Below are 17,602 nucleotides of genomic sequence, written 5' to 3'. Positions count from 1 at the left end.
GCACCCTCGACGACAACGGGATGGATGCGGTCGATGCCAACGGCAACAAGCTCAGGGGGGATGGCACCCTCGACGACAGCCTGCTGCTGCCACCTAAAAAACAGTAACAAACCGCGAGTGGCCGGCTTGTGTGGCCAGCAGTAGATAACACCATGATAGAAAATGGGGAGCCATTAGCTCCCCATTTTGCATGATCCGGATGCGACCTTATTCGGCGGCGGTCTCATCTTGCTTGTGCTTGGCGGCCACTTCCTTGATCAGGGTCTGCAGCTCACCGGCCTGGAACATCTCGATCATGATGTCGCAGCCACCGACCAGCTCCCCTTCCACCCACAGCTGGGGGAAGGTGGGCCAGTTGGCGAACTTCGGCAACTCGGCACGGATGTCCGGGTTTTGCAGGATGTCGACGTAAGCAAAGGGCTCACCGCAGGACATCATGGCCTGGGAAGCCTGGGCAGAGAAACCGCAGCTGGGCAGCTTGGGGGATCCCTTCATGTAGAGGATGATGGGGTTGTCAGCCAGTTGCTGTTTGATCTTTTCGATAGTTTCCATAGGTGCCTCACTAGAGCGATTTCGGCGGCCATTCTACTGCAAACCGGGCAGACCACAAACTGGCAAACCATGCGAAGTGCAAGAAGATATGGGTCAATAAGCGGCAGCTTGATCCAAGTCATGGCGAGAATCAAGAGTTGTTAGCCCATCTTTGATACTGCTACAATCCCTTGGCTTTGGGCCTTCCGGCCCCCTATTTTAACAACAATTCTTTTCAAAATAGAAAAGAATACGCAATGTCTTGCAACCGTCGCCTTCGCACGGCCCAGCCAATGGAGAGTAGAAAATGGCTTTCGAACTTCCCGCTCTGCCCTATGCAATCAATGCTCTGGAACCGCACATCTCCCAGGAGACCCTGGAATACCATCACGGCAAGCACCACAACACCTACGTGGTCAACCTGAACAACCTGGTGCCGGGTACCGAGTTTGAAGGCAAGTCTCTGGAAGAGATCATCAAGACCTCCACTGGCGGCATCTTCAACAACGCCGCCCAGATCTGGAACCACACCTTCTACTGGCACTGCCTCTCCCCGAACGGCGGTGGCGAGCCTACCGGCGCCTTGGCCGATGCCATCATCAAGGCCTTCGGCTCCTTCGCCGAGTTCAAGGATGCGTTCACCAAGTCTGCCATCGGCAACTTCGGCTCTAGCTGGACTTGGTTGGTGAAGAAAGCCGATGGCTCCCTGGCCATCGTCAACACCTCCAACGCCGGCTGCCCGCTGACCGAAGCCGGGACAACCCCGCTGCTGACCGTCGACCTGTGGGAGCACGCCTACTACATCGATTTCCGCAACCTGCGTCCGAAGTACATGGAAACCTTCTGGACCCTGGTCAACTGGGAATTCGTGGCCAAGAATCTGGCTGCCTGATAGCCCGCTCTTACCAAAACGCCCCGCATCGCGGGGCGTTTTTTATGGCAGCAATAAAACAAGAGAGGCGCCCACGGACGCCTCTCTTGTGCTTCAGGAAGGGTTACTGGTCTATCTCGTCCAGATACTCGTCCAGGTTGCTGTCATCTTCCTGGCCCTTCTGCTGCTTGAGCTCAGGCTGGCGACCACTCACTTTGCCATCGTTGTACTGCAGGTAGAAGTCCTTGGTGAGCGCATAAGGGTCGAGCGCGTTGTCGATGATCCGCTCCTGATCGATCAGCTTGGCTCTCGTCCCCACCCCGTCTAGCGCCCAGTGCACCACCCGCAGCGGGAAGGTCAGCAGGGCATAGGGGAAGTAGATGGTATCTATGGTATCGCCGACCAGCTCCCGGGTGGTGGTCGGGCCGTAGACAGGCACCATGATGTAGGCGCCATCGCCGATGTCGGCCTTGCCGAGCACGGTATCCATCTCCAGCATGTTGCGCTCGAGGCCGGCATGCTTGGCCACATCGAAGATCCCGAGCAGACCCACTGTGGTGTTGAGGGTAAAGCGGCCAAAGTTGGTACCCGCGCCTTTCAAGTCACCGGTGAGCAGGTGGTTGACCATGCTGCTCGGCTCGTCGAAGTTATCCACGAAATTGTCGATGCCGTCCTTCACCCCCTGCGGCACGTAGCGGGCATAGCCGTGCACCACAGGACGGGCCACATAGGGTTCAAGCACATCGTAGTTGACCGCCCACATGGCCCGGTTGGCGCCCTGAAAGGGGTCACGGGGATCGCTGGCCGTGCTGCTGGCCTCGGGACGGTTTGGGGTTTCTTCGAGATCCAGGCTCTCTGGGCCCGGCTTGGGAGGGCCACCCGCACAGCCCCCCAATAGCAGTGCCACTGCCAATGCTCCTGAACGCAGATACATATGAAAGTCCTAAGCTTTTTATTTTGAATCAGTCTGAATTATAGGCGGCCCGCCCCATCCCGGGGTCGGGCCAAGAGGGTATTAGAGGGCGTGATCGATGCGGATGTCAATCGGCGCTGTAGGAATTGAGGTCGTCGGTACTGTGACGGAGACCCCTTCGAAGGCCCCTTCCTTGTTCATGACGTTGCCGCCACGGGACAAACGGGCCTTGAACTGCAACTCAGGATAGGCAGCCAACTTGCTGCCCTCCATCATGGCATCCCCATCACCGAGGGACAGGGTCAGCGGGAAGCCGGGACCCGGAATACGCTTGACCGCGATCGGCATGGGCGGACCGTTGGGGATCACCGCAAACACGAACAGGTGAGCGTCTTCCGGCAACTGAATACCCGGCGCCAGGCTGATGTGCAGCGGAAATTCTCCCTCCTTCACCGCCAGCACCTGAGCCGGTGCCTGTGTGCCAGCCTGTTCACTCAGGGTGGCCGGGGCGGCGGTCGGGGCTATGCCGCGCTGGCGCAGCTGTTGCTCGGCATACTCGATGGAGCGCTCCACCATGGCATGGCGGGTCGAGCCTTTCTCAAGCAGCGGCAACATGGCCCGCCAGCGGTCGAGCGCGGTCTGGAAGTCCTCTTTCTGCAGCGCCATGAAGGCATAGACGGAGCGCGCCTCGATGTTTTTCGGATCCTGGGCGATGGCGGCCTGCAGCAGCTGTGCCGCCTGCGCCTCCTCCCCCGTCATCATCAGCGCCTGAGCATAGGGCACCGCCACCATGGCTTTTTGCGGGGCCAGGCCATAGGCCCGCTCCAGCGCCTCGCGGGCCATCTCGGGATCGTTGCCATCCAGGGTCAGCCGACCCAGCAGCAGCCAGCCACGGTAATCGTTCGGTTCATCCTTGAGGCGGGTGCGCAGCCCCAGGGTGAAGTCCAGCAGATCCTGCTCGGTCACCTCGGCATCGCGCTCCACCAGGATGCGGTTACTCAGCTCCCCGAGCCGGCTGTTGGCATCCTGCCAGCGGCTCACCTCTTGCCAGGCACCCAGCTGGTAGTAGAGGCCGAGGCTCACCACCACCAACACCAGCACCCCCGGGATCCACACCAGGCTCTTGCCGCTGCGGGCGCTCTGCTCCACGTCGGGGATGTCGTCAAGCAGGCTGCGCTGCAGCTCCACCAGGGACTCCCCCTCCTCGGCCAGCACGCCCTGGTCGCGCTCCTCACCGATCTCCAGCACACGCTGGCGATAGAGCTGTTTGTTGAGCGCCGAGCGACTGATGCTCTGGCTGCCCTCACCGCGCCACAGCGGCAGGATCAGCGCCAGACTCACCAGCGCCAGCAGGGCCGCAGTCACAATCCAAAAAGCGGTCATGGTTTCTCTTCCTCTTTGAGCAGGGCGGCCAGCCGGGCCTGCTCTGTCGCGCTCAGGGCGCTCTGTGCCTGGACGGCGGCGGGGGAACGGCGGCGGCTGCGCACCACCACAGTGGTGGCGCCGATGACGATGACCAGCAGCGGGCCGAGCCACAGGATCAGGGTCGAGGCCATCATGGGCGGGTCATACAGGATGAAATTGCCGTAGCGGGCCACCATGTAGTCCACCACCTCCTGCTTGTCCTTGCCCTCCCGCACCATCTGGTAGGTCTTGTCCCGCAGGTCTTTGGCGAGCCCGGCGTTGGAGTCGGCGATGTCCTGGTTCTGACACTTGGGGCAGCGCAGCTCCTTAGTCAGCTCGCGGAAGCTCTGCTCCTGGGCGTCGCTGTCGAAGGTATAGACGTCGATGGCGGCACTGGCCTGACCGGCACCAAACAGCCCCGCCATCAGCAATAAAGAAGCAATCAGTGTTTTCATCTATGGCTCCCTTATTTCATGGCATCGAAGATGGGTTTGAGGGTCGAGGCCCAGACTTCGGGATTCACATCCCCCACATGGCGGTAGCGGATGATGCCCTGGCTGTCGATGAAGAAGGTTTCGGGGGCACCGTAGACCCCGAGATCCAGCCCCAGCATGCCATCGGGATCATAGAGGTTGACCTGATAGGGGTTGCCGAGCTCTGCCAGCCACTTGATGGCCTTGTCCCGCTCGTCCTTGTAGTTCATGCCGACGATGGGAATGCCCTGCCCCGCCAGCTGCTTGAGGTAGGTGTGCTCGCCGTAGCAGGTCGGGCACCAGGTGGCCCAGACGTTGAGCAGCATGGGACGCCCCTTGAGGATGCTCCTGTCGTGCTGCTTGTTCAGGTCATGGAGGTCCTGCAGGGTGAACACCGGCACCTCCTTGCCCACCATCACGGATTCGAGCTTGGTCGGGTCGGAGTAGAGCCCCTTGAACAGGAACACGGCGCCCCCCAGAAACACCATCAACGGCAGCAGAAATAACCAGGTTCTACGGCTCATGCGTTGGATCCCTCTGCACGGCAACCATGAAGGCAGCGTTTGTCATCAAAAAAGGTCAGAAACAAACACGTTTTACGATGATTCATGGCTTGGATTCCTCTTCACGACGGCCGAAGCGATAGCGTTTGTCCAGCATCGCCAGCACGCCGCCGATGGCCATGAAGACGCCGCCGAACCAGATCCAGCGAATGAATGGCTTGTAGTAGATCCGCACCGCCCAGGCGCCGTTGTCGAGCTGCTCGCCGAGGGCCGCGTAGAGATCCCGGGTGATACCGGCGTCGATGGCGGCTTCCGTCATCGGCATACGGCTCACCTTGTACATCCGCTTCTCGGGCTTGAGCAGGGCGACTTGCTTGCCATCCTTGTGCACCTCCAGCACGCCCTTGAAGCCGTCGTAGTTGGGGCCGTTCTTCTCGGTGATGCCGGTGAAGACGAACTCGTAATCGGCGAATTGCACCCGATCACCGGCCTGCATGCGCAGGTCCTTCTCGATGCTGTAGTTCTGGGTGCAGGCGATGCCGATGATGCTGACCGCCAGCCCCACGTGGCCCAGGATCATGGCCCAGTGGCTGTTACCGAGGCGGCGAACACCGGTGGTGAAGCTGTGCTTGTGGGTGGCACGCACCCAGGTCTCCTGCACGCTGGTGATGATGATCCAGCTGCCGAGGCCGATGCCGAGCGCGGCCCAGGGCTTGAACTCCCCGGCAAACAGCTGCGGCAGCCCGAAGGCGGCGACCAGGCTCAGTCCCAGCGCCAGCACCACCTTGCCCTTGAGCTCACCGAGCTCCTGGCGGCGCCAGCGGAACAGCGGGCCGACCCCCAGCAGCAGGGCGAACGGGATGATCAGCCAGCTGTAGATGTGGTTGAAGAAGGGGGTACCGATGGAGATGCTGCCGAGCCCCAGCTCCTTGTGCACCAGCGGCAGCAGGGTGCCGAGCAGCACGGTCAACAGACCCGCCACCAGCAGGATATTGTTGCCGAGCAGCAGGGTCTCGCGGCTCCACAACTCATGCTTGCCGTGGCTCTTCACCTGAGAGCCCTTGAAGGCAAACAGCAGCAAGGAGCTGCCGATCACCGCCAGCAGGAAGCCCAGGATGAACAGGCCGCGGGTCGGATCCGAGGCGAAGGCATGCACCGACACCAGCACGCCGGAGCGCACCAGGAAGGTGCCGAGCAGGCTCAGAGAGAAAGCCGAGAGCGCCAGCAGCACAGTCCAGGCCTTGAAGGTGGCGCGCTTCTCGCTCACCGCCAGCGAATGCAGCAGGGCCGTGCCCGCCAGCCAGGGCATGAAGGAGGCGTTTTCCACCGGATCCCAGAACCACCAGCCGCCCCAGCCAAGCTCGTAATAGGCCCACCAGGAGCCGAGCACTATGCCGAGCGTCAGGAAGACCCAGGCCGCCATGGTCCAGGGACGGGACCAGCGTGCCCAGGTGGCGTCCAGCCGGCCCGTCATCAGGGAGGCGATGGCGAAGGCGAAGGCTACCGAGAAGCCCACGTAGCCCATGTAGAGCATGGGAGGATGGAAGATGAGACCGGGATCTTGCAACAGCGGATTGAGGTCACGCCCATCCACCGGGAAGTACGGCAGGGTGCGAGTGAAGGGATCCGAGGTGAACAGCACGAAGGCGGTGAAGCCGACCGAGATCAGCCCCAGCACGCCGAGCACCCGCGCCACCGCATCGAGCGGCAGGCTACGGCTGAACAGGGCCACCGCCGCAGTCCAGCCGCCGAGCGTCAGCACCCACAGCAGCAGGGAGCCTTCGTGGGCGCCCCACACCGCCGAGATGCGGTAGGCGAGCGGCAACAGACTGTTGGAGTTGGTGGCCACATACTGCACTGTGAAGTCGTTGTCGACGAAGGCCCAGGTCAGGCAGAGGAACGACAGCAGCAGCAGCAGGAACTGGGTATAGGCCAGCGGGCGGGCCGCCGACATCATGCCGAGGCGACCAAGCTTGGCACCGAGCAGCGGGTAGCTCCCCAGCAACAGGGCGGTGGCAAAGGCCAGGATCAGTGCAAATTGCCCTAATTCAGGGATCATGGTTGAGCTCCTCTCAATCGAGCCGCGACCTGAACCTGCTCACGGGCGAGAAACGATGAAAACGACATCAGGAAGGAGGCGCTCATTGCTTGGCTCCCTTCAACTGCGCCTCGGTATATTCGGGTTTGAAATGCATGCCATTGGTGGCGTCGGCCACTTCCGGCGGCATGTAGTTCTCGTCGTGCTTGGCCAACACCTCGAAGGCGGCCACCGTAGTGGCATCCTTGAGGGTGCCTTGGGCGACGATGCCCTGCCCCTCGCGGAACAGATCCGGCAAGATGCCATCGAATTCCACCGTCACCAGATGACCGCCGTTGTCTATCAGCTTGAAGACCACCTTGAGGCTCTGGGGATCCCGCACCACGGTACCGGGCACCACCAGCCCGCCGATCCGCAGCCGCTGGCCCTCTTCCGGCTTGATCTTGTCCGGCCCCTTGCCCTCCACCAATTCGCTCGGGGTGTAGAAGAGATCGATGTTCTGGCTGAGGGCATAGAGCACCAGGCCGATCACGGCGGCGAGGCCGAGGCTGATGGCCAGGATGATGGTGAGGCGTTTCTTGCGTCTCGGGTTCATAGAGTGTTCTCCATCTGCTGGGCCGCCTGGCGGCGGGCCTCGCGGGCCTGCTTGCTTCGCAATTCATTGAGCAGGCTGCGGGTCTTCAACCGGGTGGAAATAACGATACCGACCAGACAGAGCCCGGTCAGACCGAAGGAGAGCCAGACGTAGAAGGCGTAACCGCCCATGGCCACAAAGTCACTGAACGAGGCAAAGTGCATGCTTACTTCTCCAGCCTGGCGATGTCGGCGACCCAGGGGCGATGCCACTCTCGCATCAAGAGCTCATTTCGAAAACGCATCAGGGTCAGGGCGCCGAGGAAGGTCGCGAACGCCAGTATCATGATGAGCAGCGGCCACAGCATCTCGGCCGAGATCGACGGCTTGTCAAATTTGGTGATGGAGGCGCCCTGGTGCAGGGTGTTCCACCACTCCACCGAGTAGTGAATGATGGGCAGGTTGATCACCCCCACCAGCGCCAGTATGCCGGCGGCGCGTCCCGCCACCACCTTGTCGCTGAAGGCGTTATAGAGTGCGATGACCCCCAGATAGAGGAACAGCAGGATGAGCTCGGAGGTGAGGCGGGCATCCCAGACCCACCAGGTGCCCCACATGGGCTTGCCCCAGGCGGCGCCGGTAAAGAGGGCGATAAAGGTGAACACGGCGCCCACCGGGGCGACGGCGGCCACCGTCATGTCCGCCATGCGCAGCTGCCACACCAGGCCGATGAAGGCCGCCACCGCCATGGTGGAGTAAGCCCCCATGGAGAGGATCGCGGCAGGCACATGGATATAGATGATCCTGAAAGAGTCCCCTTGCTGATAATCCGAGGGGGCAAAGGCCAGCCCCCAGGCGGTGCCTATGATGAAGGCAAGCAGACTGATCACGGCAAACCAGGGTAGCAGAGTCCCGGCCAGCCGGTAGGCTCGCTCGGGTTTAGCATAAGGGTGCAACCATTTCCACATAGCTCACAGAACCTTTCAGTTATTCATTTTTAGTGGCGAGGCCCGCCCACTGCCGGGAAACATCACATACCCCGACAGCGATAAACAGCCATCACATTGACTTATATCGATTTCATCAGTTGACGCTGACCCGCAACGCCGCCGAGATCGCCAGCGGGGTCAGGGTCAGTGCCCCCGCCAACATGGCCCCCAGGATGGCCAGTTGGCCGGCATAGGGCAACCCCATGCCAGCCGCATCGATGGCGGAGGTGGCAAAGATCAGCACCGGAATATAGAGCGGCAACAGCAGCAGGCTGAGCAGTACCCCGCCCTTGCGCAGCCCGGCCGTCAGCGCCACCCCGACCGCCCCGAGCAGGCTCAGCACCGGGGTGCCGAGGGCCAGGGTGGCGACCACCGCCAGATAAGTCTTCATGTCCAGGGAGAGCAAGATGGCGAGCAGGGGGGAGACCAGCAGCAGCGGTAGACCGGTCAGCAGCCAGTGAGCGACCACTTTCGCCAGCGCCAGCAGCCCGAGCGGATGGGGCATCAGCATCATCTGCTCCAGCGCGCCGTCGCTGAAGTCGTCGCGAAACAGTCGCTCCAGGGAGAGCATGGCCGCCAGCAAGGCCGCCACCCAGATGATGCCGGGGGCGATGCGGGCCAGCAGCTGGGGCTCGGGCCCTATGCCGAGGGGGAACAGGGTGATGACGATGAGGAAGAACCAGAGCGGGTTGAAGATGTCGGCGCGCTGGCGCAAGGCCATCAACAACTCTCGCTGGATCAGGGTCAGTACGGCGCTCAGCATCAGACGGCATCCTGCATCAGGGGAGTAAGGGAGAGGGTCTTCAGGCGCCCCTGCATCAGGGTCAGATCCTGGTGGGTGGTGAGGATCACCATGCCGCCTCGCTCGGCGTGAGTCAGGAACAACCGCTCGAGCACCTTGACCCCCTGCTTGTCGATGGCGGTGAAGGGCTCGTCCAGGATCCAGAGTGCCGGTTGCTCCGACAACCAGAGCCTGGCCAGGGCCACCCGGCGCTGCTGGCCTGCCGATAGCTGGCCCGCCGGATAATCTTCGAACCCGGCGAGGCCGACCTGAGCCAGCACCTGCCAGAGATCCACCTCGGTGGCGCCCGTGCCATGCAGCTTCTGGTAAAAGGCGAGATTTTCGAGAGGGGTCAGGGTTGCCTTGACCCCGGGCTGATGGCCCAGATAGAGCAGGTTGGCATGGTACTCGTCACGGCAACGGCAGATGTCTTCCCCGTTCCAGCACACCTCACCGGCAAAAGGCTGGGAGAGTCCGGTCAGCAACCGCAGCAGGCTGGTCTTGCCCACCCCGTTCGGGCCCTCAATCTGTACCAGATCGCCGGACGTCACCGCGAAAGAGAGATGTTCAAACAGGGTGCGATCTTCACGCACGCAGCTCAGATTGTTGGCTTGAAGCAGCATGAGGATTTAATCAGTGGAAAGAGGCGGCCTGCATGTTAACACAGGATTGGGGAGCGTCTTTTCAAAGATGCCAACAATCAGCAGGATTTGTGGGGGAGATCGCGCCTTGGCAGAGGAATATATGGCGGGGGAAATCGGGGAAGCGGCTGCCTCCCCTTCGGATTCAGGAGCGCCCTTTGCGCAGGGAGATCAGCAGTTCGGCCTCGGCCTGCGGCAACTCGCACTCGCTCATGACTTCATCGAGATCGGCACCGAGCTCCACCATCTTGGCGGCGCGACTGTAGAGGCGGCGATCCGGATCCTGCAGGGTCAACTCCTGCTGGCTGTCATGGATCTTCTGCATGGCCCCTTCGGCCGATTGCAGGCGCTGGCCCATGCCAATGGCCCCGGTATGGAGCTCCATCATCTGCTTGCGCAGACTCTCGAGCTGCCCTTGCAGCGTCTCTATCCTGGCCTCGGACTCTCGTCGGCTGCGACGCTGGCCGAATATCCCGACCAGGGCCAGCACCAGTGCCAACAAGGACAACCCCAAGGCTGCGAATTCAATCATCAAACTATCACCTTCCTGTCAACGCAGACCGAGCAACGCGACCCCGGGCTTGTGCTCCCGGAGTCCGTATCCTCTCGTCCTTTCTCTTCTCTCTTCCCATTACAGGGAGCCAATGTCGTCCCACTCTTCGTCCGAGAGCAGCTTGTTGAGATCCACCAGGATCAACAGCTGGCCGTCGCGGTTGCTGACCCCCTGAATGAACTTGGCGCTCTCCTCGGTGCCCACCGCCGGGGCAGGATCGATCTCGGAGGAGCGCAGATAGACCACCTCGGCCACGCTGTCCACCATGATGCCGATCACCTGCTTCTCCGCCTCTATGATGACGATGCGCGAGTTCTCGCTCACATCCCCGGCCGGCAGGCCGAAGCGGGAGCGGGTGTCGATGACGGTCACCACGTTGCCACGCAGGTTGATGATGCCCAGCACATAGTCCGGGGCACCCGGCACGGGGGCGATCTCGGTGTAGCGCAACACCTCCTGGACCTGCATCACGTTGATGCCATAGGTCTCGTTTTCCAGCTGGAAGGTCACCCACTGCAGCACTTCATCTTCGGCCAGATTTTGTGCGATATTGCGCTTCTCTGTCATGCTCTTAATCCTTGTATGAACCCGTCAACGGGTAAAATTAGCAATAAAACCACGGTATTGCCGATATTCTCAGCGACCTTCTATGTTCACGCCACGCCCGAGCAGCACCAGCAATTCCCTGACGTGCAGCAGGGCACACATCTTCTCCTTGACCATGCCCGCCAGCCAGGGGCGCTTGCCCTCCTGATGGCGCCATTTTACCTGATCCCGGCGCAACAGCTCGGTGCCCTTGAGCTGATGGCAGGCCAGCCCCCAGGGGGACTCTCCCAACATGATCAGATACTTGTAGTCGGTAACATCCAATGATCTGTCCGGCATCACCCAGAGCGCCGTGTCCACCACGTTCATCTTCTGATCCCGGGAGGCCATGATGCCGCGATACCAGGCCGGCTGGCCGAACAGGGAAGTCACCTCCCCCAGCTGATGAATGCCGCCAAGCTCGGTCAGAGGCACCGCAAAGGTCACCCCCGCCACATCGAAGAAGAGTGCCTGAAACTCGTTGCCGGTGTCCAGATTCTCCCAGCTCGACGGAGCGGCCTCCACCTCGACTAGCGGTGCCGGCTCGGGTTCGGTCACCAGCAGGGTGGCCGGCTCGATGACGGCAGGTGCCGGCACTATCTCGGGCTGCAGCTGTTCGGGCTCGATCTGTGTGCTTGTCTCAAGCGCCACCTCGATCTGCAGAGGCTCGGCGTGGATTTCCTCATGGCTCAAGGCATCCATCTCGAACTGCACCTGCCCCACCTGAGCGAGCAACTCGCTCAGTTGCTCGAGCCGCTGGTCGGTCTCGAGATAGGGAGCGACGACCACCTCGGGCAAGGAGACAGGCTTGGCCTGGCGCTGCAATACCGGCGCCGGCGCCTCGTCATCCAGGCTCTCCCGCAGCAGGGCATCGTCCAGCAGCAGGGAGTTGAAATAATCATCCATGGCCCGAACCTGGGTGGTTTCTCTCATGACTTCACCTCTTGGGTCCGTTGGCGCTCCTGAGCATCGAGATGATTGAGCAGGGTCTCGTAGGCATAGGTGCCACGGCTGCCCGGTGCATAGATGGAAGGTGGGATGTGCAGCAGGCTGGCATCCCGGAATTTGGTGTCGATGGGGATGACCGCATTCCACACCGTCTCACCATACTGCTCCTTGATGGATTGCAGCGTCATCAGGGAGGCACGGGTGCGCTTGTCAAACATGGTCGGGATCACGGTATAGCGGAACTTGTCTCGCTTGGATCGTTGCATGATCTCGAAGGTCTTCATCATCCGCTCCAGCCCCTTCAAGGCCAAAAATTCGGTCTGCACCGGTACCAGGATCCGATCGCAGGCCGCCAGGGCGTTGACCATCATCACCCCCAGCACCGGCGGACAGTCGATGAGCACATAGTCATATTGATCCTGCACCCGCAGCAGGGCGCGCTTGAGCACCAGCCCCATCCCTTCCCTGTTGCCCATCACCCGATCCAGGGTTGCCAGGGTGATGGAAGCAGGCAGCAGATGAAGGTTGTCGAACTTGGTCTTGAGGGTCATGCGGTTGACCAGCTCGACGCTGGGCTTGGCCGCTTGGAACAACTCATAGAGGGTGCCCTCCAACCGGTCCGAGTCGAAATCGAAATACGAGGTCAGGGAGGCATGAGGGTCGGTGTCGATCAGCAGCACGCGCTGGCCACGCTGGGCCAAGAGCCCTGCGAGAGAGACCACTGTGGTGGTTTTACCGACTCCACCTTTCTGATTGGCAACCGTCCAAACAATCACTGTATCAATCCTGCCTTGTTGTTATGCGTATGCCACCACCGGGCAGCGTCACCACCCTGACATCCTCTGCCGCCTGCTGCGCGGCTGGCACAGGCGCTACCGTCACGGGATTGACGGCAGCTCTGGGCACCCAGGCGAAGCGGGATATGGCGACCACGACCTTGCGATTCTGTAGCCGCCCCTGCTCAGTGTTGTTATCGGCGAAGGGGGAAAATTCTCCATAAGCCTCGTAGGCGAGCCGCTGTGGCACTATGCCCTTACCGACCAGTGCATTGAGCACGGCCTCGGCTCTTGCCCCGGAGAGAGCCCAATTGGAGCGAAAAATCTCATTGTTTATCTGCTGGTTATCCGTATAACCCCGCACCCTGACATAGTTATCGACCGGTTTCAGAATACCTGAAAGCGTATCGAGTACCGGGGTCGCATTGTTGCCGAGAAAGGCGCTGCCACTGTTGAACAGCAGGCCCGAGCTCAGCTCCACCGTGATCCAGTTTTCATCCTGCGCCAGCTTGACCACGCCGGCATCGACCAGGGCGCCCATGGCCTCCTGCAGCTGCAGCGCTATGGTGGCGAGGGCCGTGCCATCTTGCGAAATCGGGGTGCCCGTGATGGGGGCGAGGGAGGGTGAGGGGGACGCCGCACTCTCCAGCAACGAGGGGGCGGCCGACACCGGGTTGTTCAACAGGGACTTGCCCTGCCCTTCCAGCAAGCCATCGCTGCGCGGAGTCGCCTGATTGAACCCCTGAGTCATGCCATCGATGACGGCGCGATACTGCTCCTTGTTGACCATGGCCACCGAGTAGAGCACCACGAACAGGGCGAAGATCAGCGTCATGTAATCGGCGTAGGAGACCAGCCAGCGATCGAGGTGCTCTCGTCCCTGCAGGTGCAAACGGTAGCGCTTGCGCATGGCTATTCCCCTTTCAGTCAGATAACCCAGTAACCGCCGGCCGGCAAGCCTCTTCGTGGACGAGACGCCATGACGTCGGCTATTCGCCTTTCAGATAGGCCCGTAACCGCCGCTCAACCTGCAGGCCGTTCTCCCCGTGGGCGATGGCCAGCAGTCCCTCCAGGGTCATTTCCTGGTACAGGCCGTATTGGTAGTGGAATGCTCTCAGACGATTCGCGACAGGCAGATAAATGAGGTTCGCAAACCCCACCCCGTAGATGGTCGCGACGAAGGCGATGGCGATGCCGGCACCGAGGGTGCTCGGCTCCTCCAGATGAAACATGGCCTGGATGAGGCCGATCACCGCCCCTATGATGCCGATGGTCGGGCTATAGCCTCCCATGGCCTCGAAGACTCTGGCGGCGTGCTCGTTGCGCTCCTGCTCGATGTCGATGTCCGCCTCCAGCAGCCGACGGATATCCTCGATGGAGACACCGTCCACTATCATGGTCAGGCCCTGCCGAGTGAAAGGCTCTGTCTCCTCTTCGGCCTGGTTTTCCAGCGCCAGCAGACCCTGCTGACGGGCAAACTGGGCCCAGCTTTGCAGCCGCTCGGCTTGTTGGGCCAGATCCCACCGCGGCGGAAACAGCATCCAGCGTACCTGCCCGAGCGCCGCCAGCAGGTACTTGCGGGGCGTCTGCAGGATCACCGCGCCCCAGGTGCCGCCCACCACGATGACGAAGGCCGGGCCATCGAGCAGAGTCAGCAGGCTGCCACCGTGCCACCACTGGGCAACGGCAACGGCGCCCAACGCCAGCACCAGACCGAGCATGCCCATGCTCAGCGACCCAACTCGATCAGGATGCGCTGTGCCACCCGATCCAGCGGCAGGGATTCGCTCGCTATGCCAGCCTTGGCGACCGCCTGGGGCATGCCGTAGACCACGCAGGAGGCTTCATCCTGGGCCCAGATGGTCGCCCCCTGCTCCTTGAGCAGACGCGCCCCGTCCCGGCCATCGGCGCCCATGCCGGTCAGCACTATGGCGAGCACCTTGTCGCCGTAGGTCTTGGCGGCCGAGGCGAAGGTGATGTCGACACAAGGCTTGTAGTTGACCTTGTCATTGCCCTCGATGATCCGCAGGCGAGCCCCTGGGCCCCGTCCCTCCAGCAGCATCTGCTTGCCGCCGGGGGCAAGGTAGGCATGACCTGGCTTGAGTACGTCTCCGTCCTCGGCCTCCTTGACACCGATCTGGCACAGGCCGTTGAGGCGAGCGGCGAAGGCGGCGGTGAAGGTCGCCGGCATGTGCTGGATCAACAAGATGGGGTGCGGGAAATCCCCCGGCAGCTTGGTCAGCACGTTTTGCAGCGCCACGGGGCCACCGGTGGAGGTGCCGATAGCCACCAGCTGATAACTCTTGCCACTGCGCTTGAAGCTGGCGGGAGTCCCCGGGGCACGGGTCGGCTCGGGCTGGCGCTCGAGGGGACGTCCCAGGCCACCACCGACCACGGGAGGACGCACCAGCGGTTCGGGGGCCCTCGGCTTGGCCGCCATCAGGAAGCGCTTGCGGGCAATCTCCCTGACCCGCTGTTGCAGCAGCCTGACCGCTTCGTCCTTGTCGCGGGCGATGTCTTCGAACTTCTTGGGGAGAAAGTCGAGGGCACCGGCATCCAGCGCATCCAGGGTCGCCTTGGCGCCGTCGTGGGTCAGCGAGGAGAACATCAGTATGGGGGTGGGACACTTGGCCATGATCTCGCGCACGGCGCTGATGCCGTCGAGTACCGGCATTTCGATGTCCATGGTGATGACGTCGGGCCGCAACTGCAGCGCCTTGTCCACCGCCTCCCGTCCATTCTGGGCCGTGTCGATCACCGTCATCAGGGGATCCTGATTGATGATCTCGCTCACCCTGCGGCGGAAGAAGCTCGAATCGTCGACCACTAATACCTTGACTGCCATTGTTCTTCTTCTAACTCCTCGGGTCGGAACGATCAGTGCCGGCGCGCATAGGCCTTGAGCAGGCTGGGTACATCCAGAATGAGGGCGATGCCGCCGTCGCTGGTGATGGTGGCGCCGGCCATGCCGGGGGTGCCCTGCAGCAGGTTGTCCAAGGGCTTTATCACCACCTCTTCCTGGCCGATGAGGTTGTCCACGACGAAGCCCACCTGCTGGGTACCGATCTGGACTATGACCACGTGGCCAGTGTCCTGGCGCGCCGTCTTGCCGGCGCCGCGCACCAGCCACTTGTGCAGGTAGAACAGGGGGATCGCCTTGTCGCGCACTATGATGGTGAGCTGGCCATCCACCACGTTGGCCTTCTTCAGATCCAGGTGGAAAATTTCGTTCACACAGCCAAGTGGCAGAGCGAAGGTCTGCTTGCCCACTTCCACCATCAGGGTCGGCAAGATGGCCAGGGTGAGGGGCACCTTGATCTCGAGGCGAGTGCCCTTGCCCCAGGTCGAATCTATGTGGACCGAGCCATTGAGGCTGACGATGCTGGTTTTCACCACGTCCATGCCAACGCCACGACCGGAAATATCGGAAATCTCCGATTTGGTAGAGAAACCGGGAGCAAAAATCAGGTTATAGGCGTCGTTGTCACTCATGCGCGCAGCACTGTCGGCATCCAGCACGCCACGGCTGATGGCGATGGACTTCAGCTTCTCCGGATCCATGCCGGCGCCGTCATCCTCGATGCAGAGCAGGATATGATCCCCCTGTTGGGAGGCGCTCAAGGTGATGGTGCCCTGACGGGGCTTGCCCGCCTTCTCGCGCACATCCGGCATCTCGACGCCGTGATCGCAGGAGTTGCGCACCAGGTGAACCAGGGGATCGGCCAGGGCCTCCACCAGATTCTTGTCGAGATCCGTCTCCTCCCCGACCATCACCAGCTCGATGTCTTTCTTGAGGGTGCGGGCCAGATCGCGTACCACGCGGGGGAAGCGACCGAATACCTTCTTGATAGGCTGCATGCGGGTCTTCATGACAGCGCCCTGCAGATCGGCGGTCACCACATCCAGGTTGGCCACCGCCTTGGACATCTCTTCGTCATTGCTGGCGACGCCGAGGCTCACCAGACGGTTACGCACCAGGACCAGCTCGCCCACCATGTTCATGATGACGTCCAAAGTCTTGGTATCCACCCGTACCGTGGTGTCGTTCTGTACCGTGCTGCTCTCGGCAGGGGGCGCCTGTTTGGCTGGCGCAGGGGCTGGTGCTGGCTTGGCGACCACGGGGGCAGCCTTGGCAACCGGCACCGGGCTGGCGGTGGCACTGGGCTGAACCACAGGCGCGGGAGCCGGAGCGATAGGCGCTGGCGTCGACGCCGCCATATTGTGCTGCGGCGCCTGGCCGCGGCCGTGCAACTCATCCAGCAGGCGCTCGAACTCGTCGTCATCGATGAGCTCGTCCACCTCTTGTTGTACCGACTGCAGCGGGCTCAAATCGGGGGCACCACCGTGCTGGCCCTGGCCGTGCAGCTGATCGAGCAGCGCCTCGAATTCGTCGTCGGTGATGTCGCCAGAGCCGCTCAAGACAGGGGCAACCGACACCGTCGGGGCCTTGCCGGCACCGTGCAGCTCATCGAGCAGCCGCTCGAACTCATCGGCGGAGATCTCATCGATGGAGCCACCGCCATTGACGGCAACAGGTGCCACCTCGGCGACGATCACCGGCTCGGGCACGGGTTCGAGTTGCGGGGCGACGACGACGCTGGCGGTTCGCAGCCGTTCCTGCCCTTCGGGCTTGCACAGCTCGTGCAGATCGTGCAGGAGATCGGCGGAAGCCGGGCTGGTCGGCTCCCGGTTCTGTACCTGGGCAAACATGACGTTGATGGCATCGAGGGCCTGCAAGATGACATCCATCAGCTCGGCGCTGAGGGTTCGCTTGCCGTTGCGCAGCATGTCGAACAGGTTCTCGGCACCGTGGCAGACGTCCACCAGCTCGGTCAGGGAGAGGAAACCGGCTCCCCCCTTGACGGTATGGAAGCCGCGGAAAATGGCATTCAACAGATTCTTGTCATCGGGTCGCTTTTCCAAGTCGACCAGTTGTTCAGACAACTGTTCCAATATTTCTGATGCTTCGACCAAAAAGTCTTGCAGTATGTCTTCATCAACTTCGAAGGCCATGCGTCACTCC

The 17,602-nt window shown here is 61.8% G+C and carries 20 protein-coding genes; 1 reads left to right on the top strand and 19 read right to left on the bottom strand.

Going from position 1 to position 17,602, the window contains the following annotated elements; genetic code table 11:
* Positions 1-207 precede the first annotated feature (207 nt).
* On the bottom strand, positions 208-552 hold the full coding sequence (locus LG30_RS0111470) for a Grx4 family monothiol glutaredoxin (RefSeq protein ID WP_033130847.1): 345 nt from the start codon (positions 550-552) through the stop codon (positions 208-210).
* A 286-nt stretch (positions 553-838) separates the two neighbouring features.
* On the opposite strand from LG30_RS0111470, the gene sodB reads away from it, so the two are divergent.
* Positions 839-1,423, top strand: coding sequence for a superoxide dismutase [Fe] (sodB, locus tag LG30_RS0111465; RefSeq protein ID WP_033130846.1), 585 nt, complete (start codon positions 839-841; stop codon positions 1,421-1,423).
* A 103-nt stretch (positions 1,424-1,526) separates the two neighbouring features.
* On the opposite strand, the gene LG30_RS0111460 is transcribed toward sodB, so the two are convergent.
* From LG30_RS0111460 to LG30_RS0111375, 18 genes are all read right to left on the bottom strand, one after another.
* Complete coding sequence (locus tag LG30_RS0111460) at positions 1,527-2,336, bottom strand: MlaA family lipoprotein (protein WP_033130845.1); 810 nt, start codon at positions 2,334-2,336, stop codon at positions 1,527-1,529.
* A gap of 81 nt (positions 2,337-2,417) precedes the next feature.
* Positions 2,418-3,698, bottom strand: coding sequence for a c-type cytochrome biogenesis protein CcmI (gene ccmI, locus LG30_RS0111455; RefSeq protein ID WP_033130844.1), 1,281 nt, complete (start codon positions 3,696-3,698; stop codon positions 2,418-2,420).
* Positions 3,695-4,174: a cytochrome c-type biogenesis protein gene (locus LG30_RS0111450; RefSeq protein WP_033130843.1), complete on the bottom strand. Its 480-nt coding sequence runs from the start codon at positions 4,172-4,174 to the stop codon at positions 3,695-3,697. Before LG30_RS0111450 ends, ccmI begins: the two co-directional genes overlap by 4 nt.
* A gap of 11 nt (positions 4,175-4,185) precedes the next feature.
* On the bottom strand, positions 4,186-4,716 hold the full coding sequence (locus LG30_RS0111445; protein ID WP_033130842.1) for a DsbE family thiol:disulfide interchange protein: 531 nt from the start codon (positions 4,714-4,716) through the stop codon (positions 4,186-4,188).
* An 82-nt stretch (positions 4,717-4,798) separates the two neighbouring features.
* Complete coding sequence (locus LG30_RS0111440) at positions 4,799-6,754, bottom strand: heme lyase CcmF/NrfE family subunit (RefSeq protein ID WP_033130841.1); 1,956 nt, start codon at positions 6,752-6,754, stop codon at positions 4,799-4,801.
* 82 nt (positions 6,755-6,836) lie between these two features.
* Positions 6,837-7,328 carry a cytochrome c maturation protein CcmE gene (gene ccmE / locus LG30_RS0111435; protein WP_033130840.1) on the bottom strand — a complete coding sequence of 164 codons (492 nt, stop codon included), beginning with the start codon at positions 7,326-7,328 and terminating at the stop codon, positions 6,837-6,839.
* Positions 7,325-7,531, bottom strand: coding sequence for a heme exporter protein CcmD (gene ccmD / locus LG30_RS0111430; RefSeq protein ID WP_033130839.1), 207 nt, complete (start codon positions 7,529-7,531; stop codon positions 7,325-7,327). Before ccmD ends, ccmE begins: the two co-directional genes overlap by 4 nt.
* A 2-nt stretch (positions 7,532-7,533) precedes the next feature.
* Positions 7,534-8,274 carry a heme ABC transporter permease gene (locus LG30_RS0111425; RefSeq protein ID WP_033130838.1) on the bottom strand — a complete coding sequence of 247 codons (741 nt, stop codon included), beginning with the start codon at positions 8,272-8,274 and terminating at the stop codon, positions 7,534-7,536.
* Between the two features lie 115 nt (positions 8,275-8,389).
* Positions 8,390-9,058 (bottom strand): heme exporter protein CcmB, encoded by a 669-nt coding sequence (gene ccmB, locus LG30_RS0111420; protein WP_033130837.1) that lies wholly within the window; start codon positions 9,056-9,058, stop codon positions 8,390-8,392.
* The gene (gene ccmA, locus LG30_RS0111415; RefSeq protein WP_033130836.1) at positions 9,058-9,699 is read right to left on the bottom strand and encodes a cytochrome c biogenesis heme-transporting ATPase CcmA; all 642 of its coding nucleotides are present in this window, start codon (positions 9,697-9,699) and stop codon (positions 9,058-9,060) included. Before ccmA ends, ccmB begins: the two co-directional genes overlap by 1 nt.
* Before the next feature lie 163 nt (positions 9,700-9,862).
* Positions 9,863-10,249 (bottom strand): DUF2802 domain-containing protein, encoded by a 387-nt coding sequence (locus tag LG30_RS0111410; protein WP_033130835.1) that lies wholly within the window; start codon positions 10,247-10,249, stop codon positions 9,863-9,865.
* A gap of 99 nt (positions 10,250-10,348) precedes the next feature.
* On the bottom strand, positions 10,349-10,837 hold the full coding sequence (locus LG30_RS0111405) for a chemotaxis protein CheW (RefSeq protein ID WP_033130834.1): 489 nt from the start codon (positions 10,835-10,837) through the stop codon (positions 10,349-10,351).
* A 69-nt stretch (positions 10,838-10,906) separates the two neighbouring features.
* Entirely contained in the window at positions 10,907-11,788 is an 882-nt protein-coding gene (locus LG30_RS0111400) for a chemotaxis protein CheW (protein ID WP_033130833.1), read from the bottom strand.
* Complete coding sequence (locus LG30_RS0111395) at positions 11,785-12,579, bottom strand: ParA family protein (protein WP_033130832.1); 795 nt, start codon at positions 12,577-12,579, stop codon at positions 11,785-11,787. Before LG30_RS0111395 ends, LG30_RS0111400 begins: the two co-directional genes overlap by 4 nt.
* Before the next feature lie 4 nt (positions 12,580-12,583).
* The gene (locus tag LG30_RS0111390; RefSeq protein ID WP_033130831.1) at positions 12,584-13,489 is read right to left on the bottom strand and encodes an OmpA family protein; all 906 of its coding nucleotides are present in this window, start codon (positions 13,487-13,489) and stop codon (positions 12,584-12,586) included.
* A 79-nt stretch (positions 13,490-13,568) separates the two neighbouring features.
* Positions 13,569-14,306 (bottom strand): flagellar motor protein, encoded by a 738-nt coding sequence (locus LG30_RS0111385; protein ID WP_033130830.1) that lies wholly within the window; start codon positions 14,304-14,306, stop codon positions 13,569-13,571.
* 2 nt (positions 14,307-14,308) lie between these two features.
* Positions 14,309-15,424, bottom strand: a complete 1,116-nt coding sequence (locus LG30_RS0111380; protein ID WP_033130829.1) for a protein-glutamate methylesterase/protein-glutamine glutaminase — start codon at positions 15,422-15,424, stop codon at positions 14,309-14,311.
* Between the two features lie 32 nt (positions 15,425-15,456).
* Positions 15,457-17,592 (bottom strand): chemotaxis protein CheA, encoded by a 2,136-nt coding sequence (locus LG30_RS0111375; protein WP_033130828.1) that lies wholly within the window; start codon positions 17,590-17,592, stop codon positions 15,457-15,459.
* Between the last annotated feature and the right edge of the window lie 10 nt (positions 17,593-17,602).

This window comes from Aeromonas aquatica (genome assembly GCF_000764655.1).
In the GTDB taxonomy this organism is placed as follows: domain Bacteria; phylum Pseudomonadota; class Gammaproteobacteria; order Enterobacterales; family Aeromonadaceae; genus Aeromonas; species Aeromonas aquatica.
This window is presented reverse-complemented; position numbering and strand designations above follow the sequence as displayed.

What these genes read in the sequence shown, in the direction of transcription:
- LG30_RS0111470 (WP_033130847.1), bottom strand. Translation starts at nt 552, where the DNA reads ATGGAAACTATCGAAAAGATCAAACAGCAACTGGCTGACAACCCCATC.
- sodB (WP_033130846.1), top strand. Translation starts at nt 839, where the DNA reads ATGGCTTTCGAACTTCCCGCTCTGCCCTATGCAATCAATGCTCTGGAA.
- LG30_RS0111460 (WP_033130845.1), bottom strand. Translation starts at nt 2,336, where the DNA reads ATGTATCTGCGTTCAGGAGCATTGGCAGTGGCACTGCTATTGGGGGGC.
- ccmI (WP_033130844.1), bottom strand. Translation starts at nt 3,698, where the DNA reads ATGACCGCTTTTTGGATTGTGACTGCGGCCCTGCTGGCGCTGGTGAGT.
- LG30_RS0111450 (WP_033130843.1), bottom strand. Translation starts at nt 4,174, where the DNA reads ATGAAAACACTGATTGCTTCTTTATTGCTGATGGCGGGGCTGTTTGGT.
- LG30_RS0111445 (WP_033130842.1), bottom strand. Translation starts at nt 4,716, where the DNA reads ATGAGCCGTAGAACCTGGTTATTTCTGCTGCCGTTGATGGTGTTTCTG.
- LG30_RS0111440 (WP_033130841.1), bottom strand. Translation starts at nt 6,754, where the DNA reads ATGATCCCTGAATTAGGGCAATTTGCACTGATCCTGGCCTTTGCCACC.
- ccmE (WP_033130840.1), bottom strand. Translation starts at nt 7,328, where the DNA reads ATGAACCCGAGACGCAAGAAACGCCTCACCATCATCCTGGCCATCAGC.
- ccmD (WP_033130839.1), bottom strand. Translation starts at nt 7,531, where the DNA reads ATGCACTTTGCCTCGTTCAGTGACTTTGTGGCCATGGGCGGTTACGCC.
- LG30_RS0111425 (WP_033130838.1), bottom strand. Translation starts at nt 8,274, where the DNA reads ATGTGGAAATGGTTGCACCCTTATGCTAAACCCGAGCGAGCCTACCGG.
- ccmB (WP_033130837.1), bottom strand. Translation starts at nt 9,058, where the DNA reads ATGCTGAGCGCCGTACTGACCCTGATCCAGCGAGAGTTGTTGATGGCC.
- ccmA (WP_033130836.1), bottom strand. Translation starts at nt 9,699, where the DNA reads ATGCTGCTTCAAGCCAACAATCTGAGCTGCGTGCGTGAAGATCGCACC.
- LG30_RS0111410 (WP_033130835.1), bottom strand. Translation starts at nt 10,249, where the DNA reads ATGATTGAATTCGCAGCCTTGGGGTTGTCCTTGTTGGCACTGGTGCTG.
- LG30_RS0111405 (WP_033130834.1), bottom strand. Translation starts at nt 10,837, where the DNA reads ATGACAGAGAAGCGCAATATCGCACAAAATCTGGCCGAAGATGAAGTG.
- LG30_RS0111400 (WP_033130833.1), bottom strand. Translation starts at nt 11,788, where the DNA reads ATGAGAGAAACCACCCAGGTTCGGGCCATGGATGATTATTTCAACTCC.
- LG30_RS0111390 (WP_033130831.1), bottom strand. Translation starts at nt 13,489, where the DNA reads ATGCGCAAGCGCTACCGTTTGCACCTGCAGGGACGAGAGCACCTCGAT.
- LG30_RS0111385 (WP_033130830.1), bottom strand. Translation starts at nt 14,306, where the DNA reads ATGGGCATGCTCGGTCTGGTGCTGGCGTTGGGCGCCGTTGCCGTTGCC.
- LG30_RS0111380 (WP_033130829.1), bottom strand. Translation starts at nt 15,424, where the DNA reads ATGGCAGTCAAGGTATTAGTGGTCGACGATTCGAGCTTCTTCCGCCGC.
- LG30_RS0111375 (WP_033130828.1), bottom strand. Translation starts at nt 17,592, where the DNA reads ATGGCCTTCGAAGTTGATGAAGACATACTGCAAGACTTTTTGGTCGAA.